This window comes from Enterobacter sp. 22452 (assembly GCF_052045065.1).
Classification (GTDB): Bacteria; Pseudomonadota; Gammaproteobacteria; order Enterobacterales; family Enterobacteriaceae; genus Enterobacter; species Enterobacter mori.
The window spans coordinates 59,647-85,206 of sequence record NZ_JBQEOB010000011.1 but is presented as its reverse complement, the minus strand read 5'-3'; the positions used below and the strand labels follow the sequence as shown (position 1 = coordinate 85,206).

Annotated in this window: 22 protein-coding genes; 14 read left to right on the top strand and 8 right to left on the bottom strand. The window is 58.1% G+C overall.

Annotated elements, in window-relative coordinates:
- Positions 1-4 precede the first annotated feature (4 nt).
- Positions 5-763: a phosphonate metabolism protein PhnP gene (phnP, locus tag ACTJJA_RS22005; RefSeq protein ID WP_089598638.1), complete on the top strand. Its 759-nt coding sequence runs from the start codon at positions 5-7 to the stop codon at positions 761-763.
- A 79-nt stretch (positions 764-842) separates the two neighbouring features.
- On the opposite strand, the gene yjdP is transcribed toward phnP, so the two are convergent.
- Positions 843-1,169, bottom strand: a complete 327-nt coding sequence (gene yjdP / locus ACTJJA_RS22000; RefSeq protein ID WP_089598637.1) for a DDRRRQL repeat protein YjdP — start codon at positions 1,167-1,169, stop codon at positions 843-845.
- Between the two features lie 69 nt (positions 1,170-1,238).
- Complete coding sequence (locus ACTJJA_RS21995; RefSeq protein WP_440669208.1) at positions 1,239-3,518, bottom strand: ATP-binding protein; 2,280 nt, start codon at positions 3,516-3,518, stop codon at positions 1,239-1,241.
- 183 nt (positions 3,519-3,701) lie between these two features.
- Here ACTJJA_RS21995 and ACTJJA_RS21990 point away from each other — a divergent pair, with 183 nt between their 5' ends.
- The 6 genes from ACTJJA_RS21990 (at position 3,702) to ACTJJA_RS21965 (ending at position 9,871) form a co-directional block, all read left to right on the top strand.
- Positions 3,702-5,222, top strand: coding sequence for a sugar ABC transporter ATP-binding protein (locus ACTJJA_RS21990; protein ID WP_440669207.1), 1,521 nt, complete (start codon positions 3,702-3,704; stop codon positions 5,220-5,222).
- The gene (locus ACTJJA_RS21985) at positions 5,219-6,214 is read left to right on the top strand and encodes an ABC transporter permease subunit (protein WP_042719147.1); all 996 of its coding nucleotides are present in this window, start codon (positions 5,219-5,221) and stop codon (positions 6,212-6,214) included. The genes ACTJJA_RS21990 and ACTJJA_RS21985 overlap by 4 nt, the downstream gene beginning before the upstream one ends.
- Before the next feature lie 32 nt (positions 6,215-6,246).
- Complete coding sequence (locus ACTJJA_RS21980; RefSeq protein ID WP_021242935.1) at positions 6,247-7,188, top strand: ABC transporter substrate-binding protein; 942 nt, start codon at positions 6,247-6,249, stop codon at positions 7,186-7,188.
- A 121-nt stretch (positions 7,189-7,309) separates the two neighbouring features.
- Entirely contained in the window at positions 7,310-7,996 is a 687-nt protein-coding gene (locus ACTJJA_RS21975) for a D-lyxose/D-mannose isomerase (RefSeq protein ID WP_440669206.1), read from the top strand.
- Between the two features lie 10 nt (positions 7,997-8,006).
- A complete protein-coding gene (locus ACTJJA_RS21970; protein ID WP_042719153.1) occupies positions 8,007-8,867 on the top strand; it encodes a ketose 1,6-bisphosphate aldolase in 861 nt (286 codons plus the stop codon).
- Positions 8,867-9,871 (top strand): carbohydrate kinase family protein, encoded by a 1,005-nt coding sequence (locus ACTJJA_RS21965; RefSeq protein WP_440669205.1) that lies wholly within the window; start codon positions 8,867-8,869, stop codon positions 9,869-9,871. Before ACTJJA_RS21970 ends, ACTJJA_RS21965 begins: the two co-directional genes overlap by 1 nt.
- Here ACTJJA_RS21965 and ACTJJA_RS21960 read toward each other — a convergent pair.
- The gene (locus ACTJJA_RS21960; RefSeq protein ID WP_440669204.1) at positions 9,868-10,599 is read right to left on the bottom strand and encodes a response regulator; all 732 of its coding nucleotides are present in this window, start codon (positions 10,597-10,599) and stop codon (positions 9,868-9,870) included. The two genes, ACTJJA_RS21965 and ACTJJA_RS21960, sit on opposite strands and share 4 nt — an antisense overlap.
- Positions 10,600-10,855: 256 nt before the next feature.
- On the opposite strand from ACTJJA_RS21960, the gene fdhF reads away from it, so the two are divergent.
- From fdhF to ACTJJA_RS21945, 3 genes are all read left to right on the top strand, one after another.
- Positions 10,856-13,003: a formate dehydrogenase subunit alpha gene (gene fdhF, locus ACTJJA_RS21955; protein ID WP_440669203.1), complete on the top strand. Its 2,148-nt coding sequence runs from the start codon at positions 10,856-10,858 to the stop codon at positions 13,001-13,003.
- Positions 13,004-13,325: 322 nt separating this feature from the next.
- Positions 13,326-13,478, top strand: coding sequence for a Hok/Gef family protein (locus ACTJJA_RS21950; protein WP_042719158.1), 153 nt, complete (start codon positions 13,326-13,328; stop codon positions 13,476-13,478).
- A 121-nt stretch (positions 13,479-13,599) separates the two neighbouring features.
- Positions 13,600-14,274: a tetratricopeptide repeat protein gene (locus tag ACTJJA_RS21945; protein WP_182401831.1), complete on the top strand. Its 675-nt coding sequence runs from the start codon at positions 13,600-13,602 to the stop codon at positions 14,272-14,274.
- A gap of 80 nt (positions 14,275-14,354) precedes the next feature.
- Here ACTJJA_RS21945 and gltP read toward each other — a convergent pair whose 3' ends face one another.
- Entirely contained in the window at positions 14,355-15,668 is a 1,314-nt protein-coding gene (gene gltP / locus ACTJJA_RS21940) for a glutamate/aspartate:proton symporter GltP (RefSeq protein ID WP_089598629.1), read from the bottom strand.
- A gap of 423 nt (positions 15,669-16,091) precedes the next feature.
- Between gltP and acs the strand changes: the two genes are divergently transcribed.
- The 3 genes from acs (at position 16,092) to actP (ending at position 20,145) form a co-directional block, all read left to right on the top strand.
- Complete coding sequence (gene acs, locus ACTJJA_RS21935) at positions 16,092-18,050, top strand: acetate--CoA ligase (protein ID WP_100167225.1); 1,959 nt, start codon at positions 16,092-16,094, stop codon at positions 18,048-18,050.
- Positions 18,051-18,184: 134 nt separating this feature from the next.
- Positions 18,185-18,499, top strand: coding sequence for a DUF485 domain-containing protein (locus ACTJJA_RS21930; RefSeq protein WP_042719161.1), 315 nt, complete (start codon positions 18,185-18,187; stop codon positions 18,497-18,499).
- A complete protein-coding gene (gene actP, locus ACTJJA_RS21925) occupies positions 18,496-20,145 on the top strand; it encodes a cation/acetate symporter ActP (RefSeq protein ID WP_063624406.1) in 1,650 nt (549 codons plus the stop codon). The genes ACTJJA_RS21930 and actP overlap by 4 nt, the downstream gene beginning before the upstream one ends.
- 32 nt (positions 20,146-20,177) lie before the next feature.
- Here actP and ACTJJA_RS21920 read toward each other — a convergent pair whose 3' ends face one another.
- The gene (locus ACTJJA_RS21920; protein WP_440669202.1) at positions 20,178-20,867 is read right to left on the bottom strand and encodes an LrgB family protein; all 690 of its coding nucleotides are present in this window, start codon (positions 20,865-20,867) and stop codon (positions 20,178-20,180) included.
- Positions 20,860-21,270, bottom strand: a complete 411-nt coding sequence (locus ACTJJA_RS21915; RefSeq protein WP_059312929.1) for a CidA/LrgA family protein — start codon at positions 21,268-21,270, stop codon at positions 20,860-20,862. Before ACTJJA_RS21915 ends, ACTJJA_RS21920 begins: the two co-directional genes overlap by 8 nt.
- Before the next feature lie 102 nt (positions 21,271-21,372).
- Here ACTJJA_RS21915 and ACTJJA_RS21910 point away from each other — a divergent pair, with 102 nt between their 5' ends.
- Positions 21,373-22,275 carry a LysR family transcriptional regulator gene (locus ACTJJA_RS21910; RefSeq protein WP_440669201.1) on the top strand — a complete coding sequence of 301 codons (903 nt, stop codon included), beginning with the start codon at positions 21,373-21,375 and terminating at the stop codon, positions 22,273-22,275.
- Between the two features lie 67 nt (positions 22,276-22,342).
- Here the strand turns inward: ACTJJA_RS21910 and ACTJJA_RS21905 are convergent, their stop codons facing one another.
- Both ACTJJA_RS21905 and ghxP read right to left on the bottom strand, forming a co-directional pair.
- Positions 22,343-23,989, bottom strand: a complete 1,647-nt coding sequence (locus ACTJJA_RS21905) for a Na+/H+ antiporter (protein ID WP_042719168.1) — start codon at positions 23,987-23,989, stop codon at positions 22,343-22,345.
- Positions 23,990-24,141: 152 nt separating this feature from the next.
- A complete protein-coding gene (ghxP, locus tag ACTJJA_RS21900) occupies positions 24,142-25,491 on the bottom strand; it encodes a guanine/hypoxanthine transporter GhxP (RefSeq protein WP_042719170.1) in 1,350 nt (449 codons plus the stop codon).
- Between the last annotated feature and the right edge of the window lie 69 nt (positions 25,492-25,560).

Genomic DNA, 25,560 nt, shown 5'->3' with positions numbered 1-25,560 from the left:
CGTTATGAGTCTGACAATCACGCTGACGGGGACGGGTAGCGCCCAGCTGGTGCCGGTCTTTGGCTGCGACTGCGCGGCCTGCCGCCGGGCGCGCCTGCAGGACAACTATCGCCGTCGCCCCTGCAGCGCGGTGGTCAAATTCAACGATGCGGTGACGCTGCTAGACGCGGGAATTCCGCACCTGATGGACGACTGGCCCGCGGGCAGCTTTCAGCAGTTTTTGCTCACGCACTACCATATGGATCACGTTCAGGGGCTGTTCCCCCTGCGCTGGGGCGTGGGCGCGACGATTCCGGTTTACGGTCCGCCGGACGAAGCGGGATGCGACGACCTGTTTAAACATCCGGGGATTCTGGATTTCAGCCACACGCTGGAGCCGTTTGTGATGTTTGAACTCCAGGGGCTGCGGGTCACGCCGCTGCCGCTTAACCATTCCAGACTGACCTTCGGCTATCTGCTTGAATCGGCTCACAGCCGGGTGGCCTGGCTTTCCGACACCGCCGGACTGCCGGAGAAAACGGTGAAGTTCCTGCTCAACAACCCGCCGCAGGCGATGATTATTGACTGCAGCCATGAACCGCGCGAGGAAACGCCGCGCAACCATTGCGACTTAACTACCGTGATTGCGCTAAACGAGGTCATTGGCTGCCCGCAGGTGATCCTGACGCATATCAGCCATCAGTTTGACGTGTGGATGATGGATAACCCGCTGCCGGAGGGGATTGAGGCGGGGTATGACGGGATGGTGCTGGTGCTCGACTGAGTTTTGCCGGGTGGCGGCTGCGCCTTACCCGGCCGGCCCAGAGTTTTGTAGGCCTGCGTAAGCGAAGCGCCACCAGGCTTTATCCTCGATCGTAATCGTCTTCTAACCTGCGCTCATCTTCTTCTAACCGACGGCGATCGTCATCCAACTGGCGCTGGCGCTCATCTAAGCGCTGGCGTCTGTCCTCAAGCTGTCGACGGCGATCGTCGTACTGACGGCTGTCGGTCTGGCGGCTGCGATCGTAACGATCGTCGTCGTCATCGCTGCTGCGACTGCTGCTGGGGTTATAAGCATCGTTGATCGCCTGTTGAATGTTGCCAATAGCATCATCAACAATATCGGCATGAGCCAGCTGGCTGGTGAGTGACAGCAGACCAAATAACAGAGCAGTTGAGTAACGTTTCATAAGGTCAGACTCGCAGGTGAACTGGCCTTACGATAATGAACGGCGGGGAGCCGGGGTAGCGGAGGAATCTCAAATTACCATGACCTTCCGCAGCGCCTGCGCCAGCTGCACACGTGTAAACGGCTTACGCAGTAACTGAACGTCGGGCAGCTGCGGATTATGCGTTGGTCGCAAATCCTGACCGCTGATCAGCAGAACCGGAAGCTGCGGATAATGGCTGCGCACCTGGTTAATCACCTCCGCGCCGCTCAGGCTTCCCGGCAACATCAGGTCGCTGATAAACATGCCAATATCCGGTGACGCCGCCAGCATGTTCAGCGCCTGCTCGCCGTTGTCCGCTTCGAGCGTCAGATAGCCGAGCTGATGCAGCTGCTCGCACAGGGTCTGGCGGACATCGGCTTCGTCCTCCAGCACCAGTACCAGCCGCTCGTTCTCAACGGTAGCGGTGGTTGAGAGCGCTTCATCTTCGGAAGCGGCGGGAAGCGTCGATCGCGGAAGGTGAAGCCGCACGGTGGTGCCCTGTCCCGGCGCGCTTTCAATCTCCACGCGACCGCCGGACTGACGCACAAACCCATAGACCATCGACAGGCCTAACCCGCTCCCGCTTCCGGTCTGCTTGGTGGTGAAGAACGGTTCAAAGACCCGGGATTTCACCTCCTGCGACATGCCGCTGCCGTGGTCAATGACCTCCAGCGCCACCATGTCCTGCCTGCGTCCGTCGCTGCGGGTCACGCGCTGGTTCCAGGTGCGAATTTTTATCACCCCGCTTTGCCCTTCCATCGCATCACGCGCGTTCATCACCAGGTTGATAATGGCGTTTTCAAGCTGGCTGACGTCTATCCACGCGGGCCATGCCGGGGTTTGTGCTTCAATCTCCAGGGTCAGGGTGGCAGGCAGTGAGTGACGCATCAGTTCCCGGAGATTCTCCAGCAGCGGCAGCATCTCTACAACATGCGGCGTCAGGGATTGCTTGCGGGAAAACGCCAGCAGGCGCTGGGTCAGCAGCGCGCCGCGTTCGGCCGCCTTCAGCGCCCGGGTAATGCGCGGCGCGTCTTTTGATTCGGTGTCGGTGAGCTCAAGGCTGCCGATGATCACCGCCAGCAGGTTGTTAAAATCATGCGCCAGCCCGCCGGTCAGCTGCCCGACCGCCTTCATCTTCTGGCTGTGCAGCAGCGCCTCTTCCAGCCCCTGACGCTCGATGCGGTCAATCTCCATCTGCGTGGTTTTCTCTTTCAGCAGGCGCGTGGTGTGCTCAAGCGAGGCGGTGTTGCGGGCAAAAACGTTAAACGCGCGCGCCAGCTCGCCCAGCTCATCGCGCCGCTGCAGCGCGGGCACCGAAACATCCTGCTCGCCGTGCGCAAGGCGCGACATCGCTCTGGAGATAGCCGTCAGGTTAGAGCCCAGATTGCGGTAGATATACCAGCAGGCGCACCCGGTGATGATCAGCGCCAGCACGGCGAAAATGCTGATAAACACGCTGATCGATCGCAGCTCCTGATGGCTCTGAGCGGTACGAAGCGTGGAGGCGTTCGCCACCTGTTCTACGTACTGATTGATGTCGCTGTTGAGGATCGCCACCAGCGCCTTGATGTGGAACATATACCAGCTGATCGCCAGATCGCTCTCTTCCAGCTGCTTCGACAGAGGGGCGAGTTTATGCAGCTCGACGTTAAAATCAGGCAGAACCCTGTTCACGACAGGCTGGATGGCGCGCCGGGGAAGGGTTGCCGTCACGGCGTCAAGCTGCTGAACGGTCGCGCGCGGCGAAGGGGTGTCGATGGCGGCAGCGATCAGCCTGTCCATTTCCATCAGCTGCTGCGCGTCCGGTACGTTGCTGCTGTAGCGGCGGTTGATGTCCTGCAGATGACGCAGATAGCTCTGGCTTTGATATAGCGAGCTGAGCAGCGCGTTACGCTCCAGATGGCGTCGCTGCCCGCGCTCAAGCATCTCCGTCACGCTCTGCTGTAATTCATTGCTTCTTTGAATAATACGCGCCACCAGCGCCGGTTCCTGCTGCGCCAGCGGCGCTTCCGCAAGCTGCTCCAGCGAGTGGCGCAGCGCCATCTGGGTCTGCTTCAGCCGCTCGGCTTCGCTTTTGTACTCCAGCGCCCCGACGACCTGGGAGAGCCGCACCGCCGCGGTCGCCACGTTAGCGGTATCACGGGCCAGGTTCATGCTACCGGTCATGTCATCCAGCGTTTGCTGCTGCACCTGCTCCTGGATCTGGCTGGCGTGACGAAAGCCAAGTACCGCCACGCCGCTCACCATCAGCGTAACGGCGACCACCAGCAGATTGAAAATCAGCAGGCGTCCGCGGGCGCTGGCGAAAAACGGGGGGCGTGATGGCATGGATTTGGGCTCCTCTGCGATTTGGTGTCCCCTCACCCTAACCCTCTCCCACAGGGAGAGGGAAAAGAGAAATGTGACGGCGATTAGCTATTCATAACTATGACAAATATGAACAGCTTCTGACATTTTGCATTTACGCACCTGTGATGAAGTGCAGATATCGACATTCGCAGGAGATCCGCCATGAGCAGAACCCCGGTTTTAGAGATGCGCAATATTGCCAAGACGTTTGGTAATTTCCACGCGCTCAAGGGTGTGGATTTGACGGTTTTCCCCGGTGAGATCCACGCGCTGATGGGAGAAAACGGCGCGGGAAAAAGCACGCTGATGAAAATCCTCGCGGGAGCCTATTCCGCCACCAGCGGCGAAATCCTGATCGACGGCCAACCGTTTCATATCAAAGGCCCAAAAGATGCGCTGGCCGCAGGCATTACCCTGATTTATCAGGAGATGCAGCTCGCGCCCAATCTGACCGTTGCCGAAAATATCTTTCTCGGCAGCGAGCTGTCGCGCGGCGGGATGGTGCAGCGCAAAGAGATGGCCGCCCAGGCGCAGGCGGTGATTGACCGTCTCGGCGCGCAGTTCAGCGCCACCGACCTGGTGATGAAGCTGACCATCGCCGAGCAGCAGCAGGTGGAAATCGCCCGCGCGCTGCACCGCAACAGCCGCATTCTGGTGATGGACGAACCCACCGCCGCCCTCTCTTCGCGGGAAACGCACCGCCTGTTCGAACTGATTTTACGCCTGCGCGATGAAGGGATGGCGATTATCTACATCAGCCACCGCATGGCGGAAGTGTATGAACTCTCTGACCGCGTCAGCGTCCTGCGCGACGGGCAGTACGTCGGCAGCCTGACGCGCGACAAGCTGAACGCCTCTGAGCTGGTGCGCATGATGGTCGGTCGTCCGTTAAGCGACCTGTTCAACAAAGAGCGCGACATCCCGCTCGGCAGCCCGCGTCTCAACGTGCATCACCTGACTGACGGCAAAAAAGTGCTTCCCTGCAGCCTGCAGGTGCGTTCCGGCGAAATCGTCGGGCTGGCGGGCCTGGTCGGGGCCGGACGCTCCGAACTGGCGCAGCTCATCTTCGGCGTGCGTAAAGCCACCGGCGGCATGATCGAGGTGGACGGCGAGCCGGTGGTGATCCACTCCCCGCGCGCGGCCATTGATAACGGCATCGGTTTTCTCACCGAAAACCGCAAGGAGCAGGGGCTGTTTCTGGAGCTGGCGGCCCAGGAAAACATCACCATGGCGACGCTGGAGCGCGACGCCACCTTCGGCATGCTAAACCGTAAAAAAGCCCAGTCAATTTCCGATGACGCTATCGCGCTGCTCAACATCCGCGTGCCGCATTCTCAGGTGCGAGCGGGCGGGCTCTCCGGCGGCAACCAGCAAAAGCTGCTGATCTCCCGCTGGGTGGCCATCGGCCCGCGCATTCTGATTCTGGACGAACCCACGCGCGGCGTGGACGTCGGCGCGAAAAGCGAGATCTACCGCATCATGAACCAGATGGCGCGCAAAGGGGTGGCGATTTTGATGATCTCCAGCGAGCTGCCGGAAGTGGTGGGGATGAGCGACCGGGTGTACGTGATGCGCGAAGGCAGCATCGCGGGTGAACTACACGGGCGCGACATCTCTCAGGAAAACATTATGACGCTGGCAACCGGCGTGAACGACACTCATCATCAGGCGGTGCAATCATGACAACTCCAACCCATCCGCAGCAGGTGGCGAAATCCGCCTCCGCCAAAAAAATGCTGATGAGCGATCTGATGCAAACGGTCGGTATCCTGCCGATTCTTATCCTGATTGTGGCGGTATTTGGCTTTATCGCCCCTAACTTCTTCACCGAGAGCAACCTGCTCAATATTACCCGCCAGGCGTCGATCAACATCGTGCTGGCGGCGGGAATGACCTTCATCATTTTAACCGGCGGGATTGACCTCTCCGTGGGCTCGATTCTGGGCACCACGGCGGTTGCAGCGATGGTGGTCTCGCTTATCCCTGAATTTGCGATGCTCTCCATTCCGGCCGCGCTGATGCTCGGCATGGTGTTGGGCTTGTTCAACGGCGCGCTGGTGGCCTTTGCCGGACTGCCGCCCTTTATCGTGACGCTCGGCACCTATACGGCACTGCGCGGCGCTGCCTATCTGCTGGCGGACGGCACGACGGTGATTAACTCCAACATCAGCTTCGAGTGGATCGGCAATAACTACCTCGGCCCCATTCCGTGGCTGGTGGTGATCGCCCTGGCGGTCATTGCTATCTGCTGGTTCATCCTGCGCCGCACCACGCTTGGCGTTCACATCTACGCGGTGGGCGGCAACATGCAGGCGGCGCGCCTGACCGGCATCAAGGTCTGGCTGGTGCTGCTGTTCGTTTACGGCATGAGCGGCCTGCTCTCCGGGCTTGGCGGGGTGATGAGCGCCTCGCGCCTCTACAGCGCCAACGGCAACCTCGGTATGGGCTATGAGCTTGACGCGATTGCGGCGGTGATCCTCGGCGGCACCAGCTTCGTCGGCGGGATCGGCACGATCACCGGCACGCTGGTCGGCGCCCTGATCATCGCCACCCTTAACAACGGCATGACGCTGATGGGCGTCTCCTACTTCTGGCAACTGGTGATCAAAGGGGCGGTGATCATCATAGCGGTGCTGATCGACAAATACCGTACCCGACACCATCAAAGTGCATAACAACAACACCCTACAGCTTCGAGGAAAACCATATGCGTTTGAAACCCTTAGTGACCGCGCTCTGTGCTGGCGCACTGCTTGCCGCAACACCGTTTGCGCAGGCGAAAGATCTGAAGTCCATCGGCGTGACGGTGGGCGACCTGGCTAACCCGTTCTTCGTGCAGATCACCAAAGGTGCCGAGCTGGAAGCACGCAAGCTGGCTGGCGATAACGTCAAGGTGACGCTGGTTTCCAGCGGTTACGATCTGGGCCAGCAGGTGGCGCAGATCGATAACTTCATCGCCGCGAAGGTGGACATGATCATTCTCAATGCTGCGGATTCCAAAGGGATCGGCCCGGCGGTGAAGCGCGCGAAGGACGCCGGGATCGTGGTCGTTGCGGTTGACGTGGCGGCGGAAGGGGCTGATGCCACCATCACCTCCGATAACACCCAGGCAGGCGAAATGGCCTGTAAGTACATTACCGACCGCCTGAAAGGCAAAGGCAACGTGGTGATCATCAACGGACCACCGGTCTCTGCGGTGCAAAACCGCGTGGAAGGTTGCCAGACGGAATTCAAAAAACATCCGGATATCAAGGTGCTCTCGGATAACCAAAACGCCAAGGGCAGTCGTGAAGGCGGTCTGGAAGTGATGACCTCTTTGCTGGCGGCGAATCCGAAGATCGACGGCGTTTTCGCCATTAACGATCCGACCGCGATCGGTGCCGATCTGGCGGCGAAACAGGCGCAGCGCAATGAGTTCTTTATCGTCGGCGTGGATGGATCACCGGACGGTGAGGAAGCCCTGAAGCGTGAAAACTCCCTGTTTGTGGCGACCCCGGCGCAGGATCCGCAGGTGATGGCGGCAAAAGCGGTGGAGATCGGCTATGACATTCTACAGGGCAAACCTGCGCCGAAAGCGCCTGTGCTGATCCCGGTGACGATGATCGATAAAAAGAACGTCGGGACCTATAAGGGTTGGACGGTTAAGTAACCTCGTTGCGGCCTGATGCCCTCACCCTAACCCTCTCCCACGGGGAGAGGGAACTTATTCCCCCTCTCCCTTGAGGGAGAGGGCCGGGGTGAGGGGGTGGCATAAAACTCCAGGAGTTCCCATGAAACGCTCCGACATCAATGAAATCCTCGGTCACACGCGACAGTTTTTTTCTATGCACGACGTGCATCTCCCGCCGTTTGCCAGCTTTCCACCCACAAAATGGCAGCAGCTTGACCAGGCCGCATGGCAGGAAGTGTTCGATCTCAAACTCGGCTGGGACGTGACGGCGTTTGGTGGCAACAACTTTGCCGCCGAGGGTCTGACGCTGTTTACCCTGCGCAACGGCTCGCCGAACGGCATGCCGTATGAAAAATGCTATGCCGAAAAAATTATGCACGTGCGGGACGGTCAGCTGACGCCGATGCATTTTCACTGGCGTAAACGAGAGGACATTATCAACCGGGGCGGCGGGAATCTGATTATTGAGTTATGGAATGCGGGCGCGCATGAAGAAACCGAAAACACGGATGTGACCGTCACGATAGACGGCTGCCGTCAGACCCACGCGCCCGGCAGCCAGCTGCGCCTCACACCAGGGGAAAGCATCTGTCTGACACCCGGCCTGTACCACAGTTTCTGGGGCGAACGCGGCTTTGGCGACGTGCTGGTGGGCGAAGTCTCATCGGTCAATGACGACGAGCACGATAACCACTTTTTGCAGCCCGTTGCCCGCTATAACAACATTGAAGAAGACGAACCGGCAGTGCTGGTGCTGTGCAACGAATACAACCTGTTTCGGATATAAGGGGTGAATGATGCCATTGATTTCTCTTGCCGACGGTCTTGAGCACGCCCGGAAACATCGCTACGCGCTGGGCGCGTTCAACGTGCTCGACTCCCACTTCCTGCGCGCGCTGTTCGCCGCCGCGAAGCAGGAACGCTCGCCGTTTATCATCAACATCGCCGAAGTGCATTTTAAGTACGTGTCTCTGGATTCGCTTGTCGAGGCGGTTAAGTTCGAAGCCGCCCGTCACGACATTCCCGTGGTGCTTAACCTCGACCACGGGCTGCATTTTGAGGCCGTCGTACGCGCCCTGCGCTTAGGGTTCAGCTCGGTGATGTTCGACGGCTCGACGCTAAGCTACGAGGAAAACATTCGCCAGACGCGGGAAGTGGTGAAGATGTGCCACGCGGTGGGCGTGTCGGTGGAGGCGGAGCTGGGCGCGGTCGGGGGTGATGAAGGCGGCGCGCTTTACGGGCACGCGGACGAAGCGTTCTTTACCGACCCGCAGCTGGCGCGCGAATTTGTCGATTCAACCGGCATTGACGCGCTGGCGGTTGCTATCGGCAACGCGCACGGCAAATACAAAGGCGAGCCGAAACTCGATTTCCCACGCCTGGACGCCATTCGCCAGCAGACGGGGCTGCCGCTGGTTTTACACGGCGGCTCAGGGATTAGCGATGCCGATTTTCGCCGCGCGATTGAGCTGGGCATTCATAAAATCAATTTCTACACCGGCATGTCGCAGGCCGCGCTTGCCGCCGTTGAGCAGCGCATGGCAAACCGCCAGCCGCTGTACGATGAATTTGCCGAGCTGCTGCTGGGGATAGAAGAGGCAATTACGGATACGGTCGCCGAACAGATGCGCATCTTCGGCAGCGCGGGGCAGGCATAATGGAACGTAAAGGCATTATCGCCGCTGGCAATATGCTGGTGGATCATGTCCACCAGATCGTGCAGTGGCCGGAGCGCGGCTGGCTGGCGGAAATCACCCACAGCGAACGCTCCACCGGCGGCGCGCCGCTCAACGTGCTGCTGACGCTGGCGAAAATGCATGTTGGCCTGCCGCTGCAGGCGGTAGGGCTGATTGGCGAAGACGGCGACGGGGATTACATTCTGGCGATGCTCGACCAGTACCACGTCAACCGCCAGCGCGTGCAGCGCACCACCTTTGCCCCGACCTCCATGTCCCAGGTCATGACCGATCCCAGCGGACAGCGCACCTTCTTCCACTCGCCGGGGGCCAACCGCCTGCTGGATCTGCCCGCTTTTGACCGTCTCGACGGGTCGATGAAAATTTTCCATCTCGGCTACCTTTTGCTTCTCGACAGCCTGGATATGCCCGATGACGAATTTGGCACCCGCAGCGCGCGGCTGCTGGCGCAGATGCGCGACCAGGGGTATGAAACCTCGCTCGACCTGGTGTCCCGCAAGGGCGACCCACGCTATCAGCCGCTGGTGCTCCCTGCCCTGCGCCATCTCGACTATCTGGTGATTAATGAGCTGGAAGCCGGGGAGTTTAGCGGGCTGGAGATGCGTGACGGCAGCGACGCGCTGAACACAGCCCATATTGCTGAAGCCGCGGCGCAGCTGCTGGCGGCAGGCGTTCGTCAGCGGGTGGTGATCCACTGCCCGGAAGGGGCATGGGGGGAAGCACGCGGTGAGCAAGGCCGCTGGATCCCGTCGTGGATGCTGGAGCAGGAGGAGATTATCGGCAGCGTCGGCGCGGGCGATGCGTTTTGCGCAGGCTTTTTATATGGCTGCCATGAATCGCTGTCGCTTGCCGAGAGTATTTATCTGGCGCACGCCTGCGCGCGGGCAAGCCTGCTGGCCGCCAACGCAATTGACGGTGCGAAAACGCTGGCCGAGCTGCAGCTGTTTATCAAAGAGAATACTTAGGCCGCTTTCTCGCAATGCGACACATCGGTGGCAAACACGTAACCTAACCCACGGATGGTTTTGATGAGCGCTGGCTGATGCGGGTTAACCTCGATCTTCCGGCGCAGACGCATGATCAACACGTCGATAGTGCGATCGAACACCTCGGCGCTTTCGCTGTGGGTCAGCTCAAGCAGCCGATCGCGGCTGAGCACACGGCGGGCATTTTGCGTGAGCGCCAGCAACAAGCCGTACTCGCCCTGGGTTAATGTCACGGTATTGCGGTTCGGATCTCTTAGCTCGCAGCGGGTGGTATCGAGCGTCCATCCATTAAAAGCAATGCCCGCGACGGGCGCCGCGGGAGTTTCTGCTGCCAGCACGCCCGTCCGGCGCAGTACCGCTTTCACGCGGGCAACCACCACGCGCGGGTTAAATGGTTTGCCAATGTAATCATCGGCGCCCATCTCCAGACCCACGACCACGTCTGATTCACTGCCCAGCCCCGTCAACATGACCACCGGTAGTTCTGGCCGCTGCTTTTGCAACTGGAGTAAGACCTGCAGGCCGTTGATATCCGGCAGCATCATGTCCAGCAGCACGAGTGCGATACCCGGTTCCTGATGTACCCGGTTCAGCGCGTCCTGTCCGTTATGGCAGACGAGCACGGTAAAGACGTGCTCGCTGAGCACGTCCTGCAGCAATTCACACACTGCCGTATCGTCATCAACCACCAGAATCGCCGGTTTCATCGTATGCTTCCGTCAGGGGATTATGTTAAGTCTGAACCATTCTGCCGTCGGCTCCAGCCAAATTGTTTTTTACGTGACGGAATTTCAACCCATGTCACATCCGCTGCCCTTTCGACACGTCAATTTTGACGATTGCCTGTTTTTCGTCAGGGTTTTGCGCGCATTTCAGCCGTACAGTCTGGAGATACCCACATTAAAAACATGGCATAGAAGCTGCATAGTGGGTGCGAAAGATTCGATTAACTGGAGCAGACTGATGAAAAAAGTCGTCACGGTTTGTCCTTATTGTGCCTCAGGTTGCAAGATCCACCTGGTGGTCGATAACGGCAAAATCGTCCGGGCAGAGGCCGCGCAGGGGAAAACCAACCAGGGCACGCTGTGCCTGAAAGGTTACTACGGCTGGGATTTTATTAACGATACCCAGATCCTCACCCCGCGCCTGAAAACCCCTATGATCCGCCGCGAGCGCGGCGGCAAGCTGGAAGCCGTCATCTGGAGCGAGGCGCTCGATTACGTCGCCACGCGCCTCAGCGCCATCAAGGCCAAGTATGGCCCGGATGCGATTCAGACCACCGGCTCCTCACGCGGGACGGGGAATGAAACCAACTATGTGATGCAAAAATTCGCGCGCGCCGTTATTGGTACCAATAACGTCGACTGCTGCGCTCGCGTCTGACACGGCCCATCGGTTGCAGGTCTGCACCAGTCGGTCGGTAACGGCGCAATGAGTAATGCCATCAACGAGATAGATAATACCGATCTCGTGTTTATTTTCGGCTATAACCCGGCGGATTCTCACCCTATCGTCGCGAACCACGTAATTCGCGCTAAACAGAATGGGGCGAAAATCATCGTCTGCGATCCGCGCAAAATTGAAACCGCGCGCATTGCGGATATGCACATCGCGTTAAAAAACGGCTCGAACATCGCGCTGCTGAACGCAATGGGGCACGTCATTATTGAGGAGAACCTGTACGACCAGGCGTTTGTCGCAAGCCGTACGGAAGGCTTTGAAGAGTATCGGAAAATTGTCGAAGGCTATACGCCAGAGTCGGTTGAAACGATAACCGGCGTCAGCGCGCAGGAGATCCGCCAGGCGGCACGCATGTACGCGGCAGCGAAAACCGCCGCCATCCTGTGGGGCATGGGCGTCACCCAGTTCTACCAGGGCGTGGAAACCGTGCGTTCCCTGACCAGCCTCGCGATGCTGACGGGCAATCTGGGTAAAGCGCACGTCGGCGTGAACCCGGTGCGCGGTCAGAATAACGTCCAGGGTGCCTGCGACATGGGCGCGCTGCCGGATACCTATCCTGGCTACCAGTACGTGAAATTCCCGGAGAACCGCGCGAAGTTTGCGAAGGCCTGGGGCGTGGAAAGTCTGCCTGAGCACACCGGGTATCGCATCAGCGAGCTGCCGCACCGTGCGGCGCATGGCGAAGTGCGTGCGGCCTACATCATGGGTGAAGATCCGCTTCAGACCGACGCCGAGCTGTCTGCGGTGCGCAAAGGGTTTGAGGATCTGGAACTGGTGATTGTCCAGGATATCTTCATGACCAAAACCGCGGCGGCGGCGGATGTGATTTTACCGTCGACCTCCTGGGGCGAGCATGAGGGCGTCTACACGGCGGCGGACCGCGGCTTCCAGCGCTTCTTTAAAGCGGTCGAACCGAAGTGGGATCTCAAAACCGACTGGCAGATTATCAGTGAAATTGCCACCCGCATGGGCTACCCGATGCACTACAACAACACTCAGGAGATCTGGGACGAGTTGCGCAGTCTGTGTCCGGACTTTTATGGGGCAACCTATGAAAAAATGGGTGAGCTGGGGTACATCCAGTGGCCGTGTCGCGATGAGTCCGAAGCCGACCAGGGAACGTCGTACCTCTTCAAAGAGAAATTCGACACCCCGAACGGACTGGCGCAGTTTTTCACCTGCGACTGGGTCGCGCCGATCGATAAACTCACCGATGAGTATCCGATGGTGCTCTCCACCGTGCGTGAAGTGGGTCACTACTCCTGCCGTTCGATGACCGGCAACTGTGCCGCGCTGGCGGCGCTGGCGGACGAACCGGGATACGCACAAATCAACACCGCCGACGCGGAGCGTCTCGGCATTGAGGACGAAGCGCTGGTGTGGGTAAACTCGCGTAAGGGCCGCATCATCACCCGCGCGCAGGTCAGCGACCGTCCGAATAAAGGCGCAGTCTATATGACCTACCAGTGGTGGATTGGTGCCTGTAACGAGCTGGTGACGGAGAACTTAAGTCCGATAACCAAAACGCCGGAGTATAAATACTGCGCCGTAAACGTGGAGCCGATCTCAGATCAACACGCTGCGGAACAGTATGTGATCGACGAATATAAGAAGCTGAAAGCCCGACTGCGTGAAAGCGCAATGGGTTGATGACGTTAATTAAACGATGAATAAAGGGAGTGAGATATTCACTCCCTTTTTATTTCCGCTTAACACATTAAAAATATTAATTGTTATTCTGGATAGCGGCTCGCAGAAATAATGTAATTCCAGCGAAAAAGAATTACATCTTTGCATTTTAATTCAGAGGGATAAGATGTGCGGCGGGTGCTTAAGACTTTCTGTCTTGAGCATTGTTGAGGGACAGAAAGTAGGAAGCCCCGGGAAATTTTCATTTACCCGAGGCTACTCCCTCAACTCCCAACAAGTTGAGAGTAGCCTCTTATTCTTTTTTACACAAGGAGTAAAAGGCATGACGCCATTAAAAACTGCGTTAGGCATCGTCTTTATTATTTGCCTGACGATAGTGATCTTTACCTTTATTACTCGCGGCAGGCTCTGCGAGTTTTCAATAAAGAGTGAACATCAGGAGGTGGCGGCGAAATTAGCCTGCAACGCAGGCTAACCTCTGCGGGCGGAACGACGGTTCCGCCCGGCTTGTAGGATGCTGAGGTCTTAATGCACCCATTTTTTTCTTCTGTCGCCGCGATTATACTGCGCGGCATGTACCCAGATGATAAGAACCCATGAAACATATTTTTCTGTTGTTGTTACTTTTTACATCGCTTGTCCGTGCCGATGAGATTGGCAGCCAGTACAAGGAACAGGCTGAAGCGGGTGACGCCCGTGCCCAGTATTATTTGGCCGATACGTACTTTAGCTCCGGCGACAGCAAACAAGCGGCGCTGTGGGCCGAGAAAGCCGCAAAAGGTGGCGATGTTGACGCCATGGGGCTGCTCTCGCAAATTCTCTTTACCCAGGGAAATTATGCGCAAGCCAAGGCACTGGCACAGCAGGCAACCATCGCGGGCAGCAAGCGTGGCGCAATCATGCTGGCGCGCGTGCTGGTGAACACCCAGGCGGGGAAAACTGACTATCCGCAGGCGATCAAACTACTGCAAACGGCTACCGAGGATATCGACAACGACTCCGCGGTTGATGCGCAACTGCTGCTGGGGCTGATTTATGCCAACGGCGTGGAAGTGGTGCAGGATGACGCTCAGGCAGCAGCGTGGTTTAAGCGCAGTTCGTCTCTTTCACGTACGGGCTACGCAGAATACTGGGCTGGTATGCTGTTCCAGCAGGGCGAGAAAGGCTTTATCACGCCAAATAAACAGAAAGCGCTCTACTGGTTGAACCTGAGCTGTACGGAAGGGTTTGATACGGGATGTGAAGAGTTTGATGCGTTAAGCGGAGAATAAAGTGCCGGGTGGCGGCTTCGCCTTACCCGGCCTACAAAACCCGTAGGCCCGGTAAGCGCAGCGCCACCGGGCTTAGGATGTTACTGATCAGCCGTCTTATCAAAACGACCCAGCACCTCGCGTTCATACGCCAGCGCTTTTTTGCGGTCGAATTTGTGTTCCCACTTGGCGATAACCAGCACCGCCAGGGCATTCCCCACCACGTTCAGCGCGGTACGCGCCATGTCGAGGATACGGTCAACACCGGCGATAAACGCCAGACCTTCCAGCGGGATCCCGACGCTGCCGAGCGTCGCCAGCAGAACCACGAAGGAGACGCCCGGAACGCCTGCAATACCTTTGGACGTCACCATCAGCGTCAGCACCAGCACGATCTCCTGCCACAGCGACAGGTCAATGCCGTACAGCTGCGCAATAAAGATAGCAGCGATACTCTGGTACAACGTTGAACCGTCCAGGTTAAAGGAGTAGCCGGTTGGTACCACGAAGCTGGTAATAGAGGCTGGCGCGCCGTAGGCTTCCATCTTCTCAATGATACGCGGCAGCACGCTCTCAGAGCTTGCCGTGGAGTACGCCAGAATCAATTCATCCTTCAGGATACGGATCAGGATCCAGATGCTCAGCCCGCACAGGCGCGCCACAATGCCCAGCACCACCAGCGCGAAGAACAGGATGGCGAAGTGCACCAGGATCACCAGCTTCGCCAGCGGCCACAGGGAGGCAAAACCGAAGTTCGCCACGGTGACGGCAATAAGCGCGAACACCCCGACCGGCGCGTAACGCATCACCATGTGGGTCACTTTAAACATGGTTTCAGAGATAGAACGGAACACGGTGACCAGCGGCTCACGGTGCGTCGCCGGCAGGGAAGAAAGCCCCAGACCAAACAGCACTGAGAAGAAGATGATCGGCAGCATCTCGCCCTTCGCCATTGATGCCACGATGTTGGTCGGCACCAGCGAAAGAATAGTACCCATCAGGCCGTGCGCGTGGCTCTGGACGTCAGCGGTCGTGCTTTGGTATTTCGAAATATCCACCGTCGCCAGCTGCGACATATCGATCCCGGAACCCGGCTGGAACACGTTCGCCAGCGTAATGCCGAGGATAATCGCAACCGTAGTGATCACTTCGAAATAAAGAATGGTCTTCGCACCGATGCGGCCTAACTGCTTCGCATCACCGACACCCGCAATACCGACCACCAGCGTCGAGATCACAATCGGTACCACAATCATCTTAATCAGATGAATAAAGATATCCCCTGCAGGTGAAAGCAGGTTCGCAATCAGCCATTCGCGGCTGTCGCTATGATAATGCAGGTAACTGCCCAGCAAGATGCCCAGCACAAGGGCGATTAAGATCTGCCAGGCAAGGCTGACTTTAACGTTTTTCATAGAAACTGACTTCCTCAATGAAGCGCCTTATTCACTCAAACTGCATGAATATGGGGACATACTGAAAGGGTATGAATTGTGTTGCGTTGGTTTATGGGATTTTTTAACGCGGCGTATGAGTATCATTTGCGCGGCCTGTTGCGCAAGCCTTAAAGAACGACGCATTTCACTCGAAAAAGCGGGGATGACGGGAGTTTGTCCTAATTCTGATAAATAACCTTTTGTTATAAAAAAGCTTTTTTAAACATAAATGTGAATAATCGTTAGCGTAAATTATTTCCCTTCAAAGTTTCATTCGCTCATTTTTCAGCCTATTCAAACAATGCGTGATCTGCCGCCCAAATACTAAACAAAGCTTGTAAAGCCCCTACAATTAACGTTTTTGCGACATATTATTAACATCTTACACGGAGAAAAAAAGCCATGAGCCAAATCCATAAACACGACATTCCCGCAAATATTGCGGACCGTTGCCTGATAAACCCGGAGCAGTACCACGAGAAGTATCAGCAATCCATCTCTAGCCCTGACCTCTTCTGGGGTGAGCAGGGCCATATCCTTGACTGGATCAAACCGTATCAGAAGGTGAAGAACACCTCCTTTGCACCGGGTAACGTCTCCATTAAATGGTATGAAGACGGCACGCTGAACCTGGCGGCGAACTGCCTTGACCGCCACCTCGCCGAGCGCGGCAACGAAACGGCCATTATCTGGGAAGGCGATGATGCCTCGCAGAGTAAACATATCACCTATAACGAACTCCATCGCGATGTCTGCCGCTTCGCCAACGTATTGCTGGAACAGGGTATTAAAAAAGGCGACGTTGTTGCTATTTATATGCCGATGGTACCGGAAGCGGCGGTTGCCATGCTGGCCTGCGCGCGCATCGGTGCGATTCACTCCGTTATTTTCGGCGGCTTCTCACCGGAGGCGGTTGCCGGGCGTATCGTTGACTCTAACTCGAAGCTGGTGATCACCGCTGACGAAGGCGTGCGCGCCGGTCGCGGTATCCCCCTGAAGAAAAACGTCGACGAAGCGCTGAAAAACCCCAATGTGAAAACCATCAGCAACGTCATCGTGCTCAAGCGTACCGGCGGCAAGATCGACTGGAATGAAGGGCGCGACCTCTGGTGGAGCGACCTGATTGAAAAAGCGAGCGACCAGCATCAGCCGGAAGAGATGAATGCGGAAGACCCGCTGTTTATCCTTTACACCTCCGGCTCAACCGGCAAACCGAAAGGCGTGCTGCACACCACCGGTGGCTATCTGGTCTATGCGGCCACCACCTTCAAATACGTCTTCGACTACCATCCGGGCGACATCTACTGGTGTACCGCCGACGTGGGCTGGGTCACCGGCCATAGCTACCTGCTGTACGGCCCGCTGGCCTGCGGCGCAACGACGCTGATGTTTGAAGGCGTCCCGAACTGGCCGACCCCGGCGCGCATGTGTCAGGTGGTCGACAAGCACCAGGTCAACATTCTCTACACCGCGCCAACGGCGATCCGCGCGTTAATGGCGGAAGGCGACAAAGCCATTGAGGGCACCGACCGCTCATCATTGCGCATCCTCGGTTCCGTGGGTGAGCCCATCAACCCGGAAGCCTGGGAGTGGTACTGGAAGAAAATTGGCAACGAGAAATGCCCGGTGATGGACACCTGGTGGCAGACCGAAACCGGCGGTTTTATGATCACCCCAATGCCGGGCGCCACCCAGCTGAAAGCGGGTTCCGCAACCCGTCCGTTCTTCGGCGTGCAGCCTGCGCTGGTGGATAACGAAGGCAATCCGCAGGAAGGGGCCACCGAGGGCAACCTGGTGATCGTCGACTCCTGGCCGGGTCAGGCGCGCACGCTGTTTGGCGACCACGAGCGCTTCGAGCAGACCTACTTCTCGACCTTTAAAAACATGTACTTCAGCGGCGACGGCGCGCGTCGTGATGAAGACGGCTATTACTGGATAACCGGACGCGTGGACGACGTGCTGAACGTCTCCGGCCACCGTCTGGGCACGGCGGAGATTGAGTCGGCGCTGGTGTCGCATCCGAAGATTGCCGAAGCCGCCGTTGTCGGTATTCCGCACAACATCAAAGGCCAGGCGATCTACGCCTACGTCACCCTGAACCACGGCGAAGAGCCGTCGCCAGAGCTGTATACCGAGGTGCGCAACTGGGTGCGTAAAGAGATTGGCCCGCTGGCGACGCCGGACGTGCTGCACTGGACCGACTCGCTGCCGAAAACACGCTCCGGGAAAATTATGCGCCGTATATTGCGCAAAATCGCCGCAGGGGACACCAGCAACCTCGGTGATACCTCAACGCTCGCGGATCCTGGCGTGGTGGACAAACTGCTCGAAGAGAAGCAGGCCATCGCGATGCCTTCCTAGCGTTTTCTCCCTCTCCCCGTGGGAGAGGGCCGGGGTGAGGGCATCAGACCGCACCTTTCTCCCCTCACCCTATCCCTCTCCCCATAGGGGAGAGGGGATAAAAACAAACCAACCTTACCTTTGGAGACTCTGTGATGAATAACGATATTTGTCAGCAGATAGAGAATAGTGCGCACTACAGGGAGCTCGTCGATAAACGGCAACGGTTTGCCTTCTTACTTTCCATCATCATGCTGGTTATTTACGTCGGCTTTATTCTGCTCATCGCCTTCGCCCCGCACTGGCTGGGTACCCCGCTACACGCGGGTACCAGCGTCACGCGCGGTATTCCCATCGGCATCGGCGTGATTGTGATTTCGTTTGTGCTGACCGGCGTATACGTCTGGCGTGCGAACGGTGAATTCGATCGTCTTAATAAAGCGGTTCTGCATGAGGTAAAAGCATCATGAAGCGAGTCCTGACGGCGCTTGCCGCCACACTTCCCTTTGCTGCCCATGCGGCAGATGCCATTACCGGCGAGGTCCAGCGTCAGCCAACCAACTGGCAGGCGATTGTGATGTTCCTGATTTTCGTCCTGTTGACGCTGTATATCACCTACTGGGCGTCAAAACGCGTGCGTTCCCGTAACGATTACTACACGGCGGGCGGTAACATTACCGGCTTCCAGAACGGGCTGGCGATTGCGGGTGACTTTATGTCCGCCGCCTCGTTCCTCGGGATCTCCGCGCTGGTGTACACCTCCGGCTATGACGGCCTGATCTACTCCCTCGGCTTCCTCGTCGGCTGGCCGATCATTCTGTTCCTGATTGCCGAACGCTTGCGCAACCTGGGACGTTACACCTTCGCTGACGTGGCATCCTATCGCCTGAAGCAGGGGCCGATTCGTACCCTCTCCGCCTGCGGCTCGCTGGTGGTGGTGGCGCTGTATCTGATCGCCCAGATGGTGGGCGCGGGCAAGCTTATCGAACTGCTGTTTGGCCTGAACTACCACGTCGCGGTGGTGCTGGTCGGCGTGCTGATGGTGATGTACGTCCTGTTCGGCGGCATGCTGGCGACCACCTGGGTGCAGATCATCAAAGCCGTCCTGCTGCTGTTCGGCGCCAGCTTTATGGCCTTTATGGTGATGAAGCACGTCGGCTTCAGCTTCAATAACCTGTTTACCGAAGCGATGGCGGTCCACCCGAAAGGGGAAGCGATCATGAGCCCGGGCGGACTGGTGAAAGATCCGATATCTGCGCTCTCACTCGGTCTCGGCCTGATGTTCGGCACCGCGGGTTTACCGCATATCCTGATGCGCTTCTTTACCGTGAGCGATGCGCGTGAAGCACGTAAAAGCGTCTTCTATGCCACCGGCTTTATGGGTTACTTCTACATTCTGACCTTTATCATCGGCTTTGGCGCGATCATGCTGGTGGGGGCGAACCCGGCGTTTAAAGACGCGGCGGGCGCGTTGATTGGCGGTAACAACATGGCGGCGGTGCACCTGGCCGACGCGGTTGGCGGTAACCTGTTCCTCGGCTTTATCTCCGCCGTGGCCTTCGCCACCATCCTCGCGGTGGTTGCAGGGCTGACGCTGGCAGGCGCGTCTGCGGTGTCGCATGACCTCTACGCCAACGTCATCCGCAAAGGCGCGAGCGAGCGCGATGAGCTGAAGGTCTCGAAAATCACCGTGCTGGTGCTGGGCGTGGTGGCGATACTGCTGGGTATCCTGTTCGAGAAGCAGAACATCGCCTTTATGGTGGGGTTGGCCTTCTCGATTGCGGCAAGCTGTAACTTCCCGATCATCCTGCTCTCCATGTACTGGTCAAAACTGACCACCCGTGGGGCGATGATTGGCGGCTGGCTGGGTCTGCTGACGGCGGTGATCCTGATGGTTCTCGGTCCAACCATCTGGGTGCAGATCCTCGGTCACGCAAGCGCCATCTTCCCGTATGAATACCCGGCGCTGTTCTCCATTGCCGTGGCGTTTATCGGGATCTGGTTCTTCTCAGCCACCGACAATTCGCCGGAGGGTAACCTGGAGCGTGAGAAATTCCGCGCCCAGTTTATCCGCTCACAAACCGGTCTCGGCGTCGAGCAGGGCCGCGCGCACTAAGCCTTTCTCCCCGGTCATTCTGGCCGGGGAGCTTAAAACATCGCCCACGCCACCAGCGGCGCAATCAGTACCATTACCACGCCCGACAGCATCATCACCAGGCTCGCGACCACGCCCTCCTGCTGACCCAGCTCATACGAACGCGCCGTTCCCGCGCCGTGCGACGCCGCGCCGAACCCTGCCCCTTTCGCCATGCCTTCGCGAATGGAAAGCCGCAGGAACAGCACATCGCCCACCGCCATGCCAAACACGCCCGTCACCACCACAAACAGCGCCACCAGATCCGGCTGCCCGCCGAGCGGTTTGGCCGCCGCCAGTGCAAAGGGTGTGGTCACCGAGCGCACGGCGAGGCTGCGCTGAATTTCATCGGACAGGGTAAACAGCCGCGCCAGCCAGACAGAGCTGCACACTGCGACCACCGTGGCGGTGATCACACCTGCGCTGAGCGACATCCAGTGGCGTTTGATAATCGCCAGGTTGTCGTAAACGGGGACGGCAAAAGCGATGGTCGCCGGGCCAAGCAGCCACAACAGCCAGTGGGATTCACCAATGTAGTTCTGCCAGGAGATATGGCCGAAGACCAGCATCAGCACCAGCAGGATCGGCGTGAAGACCAGCGGCATCAGCGGCAGGGTGTGAAAGCGGCGGTACAGTCGCTTATTGGCAAAGTAGATAATTAGCGTGGCAACCAGGCACAGCACGCTAATCTGAAAGTTAGTCATGCTTCTGCCTGCTGATTTCAAAGCGATACACTTTATCCACCACCCAGGCGGTCGCCCCCAGCACCATCAGCGTGCTTAACGCGATGACCGCAAAGATGCGCCAACCGTCGACCATCAGCAGCTGCGCGTAGTTCACTACCGCTACTACGGCAGGGACAAAGAACAGCAGCATCTCCGCCAGCAGCCAGCGCGCCCCGGCGCGTACCCAGTTAAGAGGAATAACGCGACAGAGGATGAGCGTCAGCATCAGCAGCATCCCCACCAGGTTGGCGGGCAGCGGCAGATGGAGCCAGCCGACAAGATATTCAGCAAAAACAAACAGTCCCGCGTAGAGCAGTACCTGAACCGGTACCTGGAGTCGTTGCACAACGGCAGGCGTAACACGGCTTAACGCCACGGCCATGGAAGGTTTCCTCAAAAATGAGACGAGGCGCCAGTATAGAGACCGCACGGTGTGGACTGAAATGAATTAAAATCATCGAAGGTATAGTTTCGAGGAATAATCATGGACATAAGAACGCTGCGCTATTTTGTCGAAGTGGTTCGCCAGCAAAGTTTTACTCGCGCAGCGGAGAAGTTGTTCGTTACCCAACCTACTATCAGCAAAATGCTGAAAAACCTCGAAGACGAGCTGAACTGTACTCTGCTGATCCGCGACGGGCGCAAGCTGTTGCTGACCGACACCGGACGCGTGGTGTTCGAGCGCGGGCTGGCGATTCTGGCGGAGTTCCGCCAGCTGGAGGCGGAGCTGGGCGACATAAACCACCTGACGAAAGGGGTGCTGCGCCTCGGCATTCCACCGATGGTGGGGATGATGATGGCCGGGCCGATTAGCCTGTTCCGCCAGCGTTACCCCGGCGTTGAGCTGAAAATTTCAGAATTTGGCGGCTTAACCGTCCAGCAGGCGGTCACCAACGGCGATTTGGACGTGGCGATGACCGCCCTTCCCGTTGAGGAGGAGAGCGGACTGGCGACGCTGCCGCTCTTTAGCCACCCGCTGTGCGTGCTGGTTCCCCGCTCCGGTGAATGGCTGAAGATAGACTCGGTGAAGCCCGAACTGCTCGGCGAGCACCCTCTGCTGATTTATAACGAAGATTTCGCCCTCAGCCGCCAGCTGATGGCGCTGTTTAATCAACACAACGTCAAGCCCCGCATTGCGGTGCGCAGCGGCCAGTGGGATTTCCTGGCGGCGATGGTACAGGCAGGCGTGGGGATTGCCATTCTGCCGCAGCCTATCTGCGAGCGGCTGGATAAAAACACGCTACGCTGGATCCCGCTGGAGAGCGACCTGCACTGGCAGCTAGGGATGATCTGGCGTGAAGGGGTGTATCTGTCGCACAGCGCGCAGGCGTGGCTGCAGTGTTGTGAGGGGTTTTGGGTGCCATCACCCCAACCCCTCTCCCCATAGGGGCGAGGGGCTCGATCGGTTCCCTCTCCCCTATGGGGAGAGGGTTAGGGTGAGGGGAAAAACAGCGCTACTGATTCTCTATCAACAGCGCTTCCAGCAGGTCCAGATCGTGCAGCAGTTTTTGCAGCGTCTCGTTGCTGATCTGGCGCGTGGCACGAAGGTGATACAGCTCGGCACGCTCGGAGCGCAGCGCCGCCAGACGGAACCGGCGTTCAAGGTTCTCCTCCTGCAGCGAGCTTTCCACGTCGTTACGCCCGTCGGCCCGACGACGCAGGTTACCAATCACGCGGGAACTCACTTCCGTCAGCAGCTGATTATCGATGTTCTCTTCCGCATCCGCGGCCAGGCGTTCTTCCATTTTCTGGATGGCGACAATTGCCACTTCAGCGGTAGCCGCCCGCGCAATACGTTCTTCTTTATGCTGCTGGGTCGAATCACCGACATCAATATGCTGGAGTAAAATCGGCAGCATAATCACGCCGACAAACAGCGAGAACAGAATGACGCCTGCCGCCAGGAATACCAGCTCGTAGCGTGCCGGGAAAACATCTCCCGTCGGTAACAGCAGTGGAATAGAGAGCACACCAGCAAGGGTGATCGCCCCGCGCACGCCCGCAAAGGAGGCAATCAGCAGCTCACGCGTTGACCATGAACCGAACTCCATCGGTTTTTTGGTCAGGAAGCGCACGCTGAACTTCTTCATCGTCCACAGCCAGCCAAAACGCACCAGCATCAGCGCCATATAGATCAGCACGATATCGGTGAACAGCAGCCAGGTTTCAACGTTCGGATCGGCCTCAGCCGCCACCAGCGAGGTCTCCAGAATGCCGGGCAACTGCAGGCCCAACAGCAGAAATACCATGCCGTTAAACACGAATTCGAGCATCGCCCAGGTGCTGTTGGCACGCAGGCGCATCGCCAGCGGCGCGCGGCGCATCACGCCGGAGCGAGTGATGGTCATCCCTGCCGCCACCGCCGCCAGAATGCCCGACACGCCGATGTGTTCAGCAATCAGGTAGGAAGCAAACGGCAGCAGGAACAGCAGAACGATTTGCGTTGCAGGTTCATCACCGCCCCAGCGGCTGAGGAAGCGTAAGGAGCGACCGTACAGCCAGCTCACCACGAAACCAGCCAGAATGCCGCCAATCGCCACCTTAAAGAACTCCAGGGTCGCACCGCCAACGGTAAAGACCATGGTGCCCATGGCTACCGCCACGGCAAACTTCAGGGCCACCAGGCCGGAGGCGTCGTTCATCAGCGCCTCGCCCTGCAAAATGCCCATGATTTTCTTCGGAATACGGCCTTCGCCCACAATGCCGGAAAGCGCCACGGCATCGGTTGGCGACAGCACGGCGGCCAGCGCAAAGGCAGGGATTAACGGAATGCCCGGCACCATCCAGTAGATCAGGAAACCAATCCCGACCACGGTAACGACTACCAGCGCCAGCGCCAGACCGAAGATCTCTCGCCCGTGTTCGAGGAATTCGCGCGTGGGGGTTTTCCAGCCATCGGCAAACAGCAGCGGCGGGATAAACAGCACGAGGAACAGTTCCGGATCGAACTCAACGTGCAGGCCAAACGTCGGCCACGCCAGCAGCGCACCGATGGCAATTTGCATTAATGGCAGGGGAATTTGAAAGGGTAGTACGCGTGTAACCACCCCGGATAGCGAGACCACAAGGGTCATGATGAGTATTGTGAAGAAGATTTCCATGCGTTCCCTGTTTGCTGTGTTGCTTATAAGCCAAACCTAAGGCGTCGTGCCTTTTATTCTATCTTCTCCAGAGTAACGCAAAAGGCAACGGGATGAGTCCTGAAAATAAAAACGGGCGGCCTGAGCCACCCGTTTTCGCATCAATGGATAACTTAGATTGCCCAGCCGCCCGCGTAGAACGCCACCAGTGCGATAGCGATAACGACGGTGCCGATGTTCAGCTTGCGCCATTCACCTGAGACCAGACGACCAATCACCAGCGAGGCGAAACCGATCATAATGCCGGTCACGATGTTGCAGGTCAGCACGATAAAGACTGCGGTGATCAGGCCGGACATCGCGTCCACGAAGTCCGCAAAATCGATTTTCGCCACGTTGCTCAGCATCAGCAGGCCGACGTACATCAGCGCAGGTGCGGTCGCATAAGCCGGGACCAGATAAGAGAGCGGAGAGAGGAACAGGATCAGCAGGAACAGCACGCCGACGGTGATTGCCGTCAGACCGGTTTTACCGCCTGCTGCCGTACCCGCTGCGGATTCGATGTACACCGCCGCAGGTGCCGCACCCACCAGACCAGAGAAAACGCTGCTCAGGGAGTCGGTCGTCAGCGCTTTGCCACCGTCGATAATCTGACCGTCTTTATCCAGCAGGTTTGCCTGACCGGCCACCGCGCGGATGGTACCGGTCGCGTCAAACACGGCGGTCATCACCAGCGCCAGCACGCTTGGCAGGATCACCGGGTTCAGCGCGCCGACAATATCCAGGCTGCCAATCAGGGAGTTGCCTTTGTCATCGCTCAGGGACGGCATGGCGAAGATACCGGAGAAGTGCACGGTCGGGTCGAAGATCAGACCAACAATAGAAACGCCGATAATGGTCAGCAGAATGCCGCCCGGCACTTTCAATTTTTCCAGACCAATAATTACCGCCAGACCAATCAGGGACATGATCACCGGGAAGCTGGCGAAGTGACCCAGCGCCACCGGCAGGCCGTCCAGCGGGTTCTTGATCACCAGGCCCACGCCGTTCGCGGCGATCAGCAGCAGGAACAGGCCGATACCGATACCCGTACCGTGCGCCACGCCCTGCGGCAGGTTGCGCAAAATCCAGCTACGGATGCCGGTTGCGGAAATCACGGTAAACAGCACGCCCATCAGGAACACGGCACCGAGCGCAACGGGCACGCTGATGTGCTGACCCAGCACCAGGCTGAACGCGGTAAACGCGGTCAGAGAGATGGCACAGCCGATTGCCAGCGGCAGGTTCGCCCACAGGCCCATCACGATAGAGCCAACACCGGCCACGAGACAGGTGGCAACAAAGACAGCCGCAGGCGGGAAGCCCGCTTTGCCCAACATGCCCGGTACAACGATGACGGAGTACACCATCGCCAGAAACGTCGTCAGACCCGCAACGACTTCCTGGCGCACGGTGCTGCCGCGAGCAGAAATTTTAAAGATGGCGTCAAGCGAACCGCCGGTACGCGCAGATGGCGTAGACATAGAAAACATCCCCTGAGAGTTTTTATAGAACGTCCATAAGCGTGGTGGAGACGCCACTGCCAGCTATAA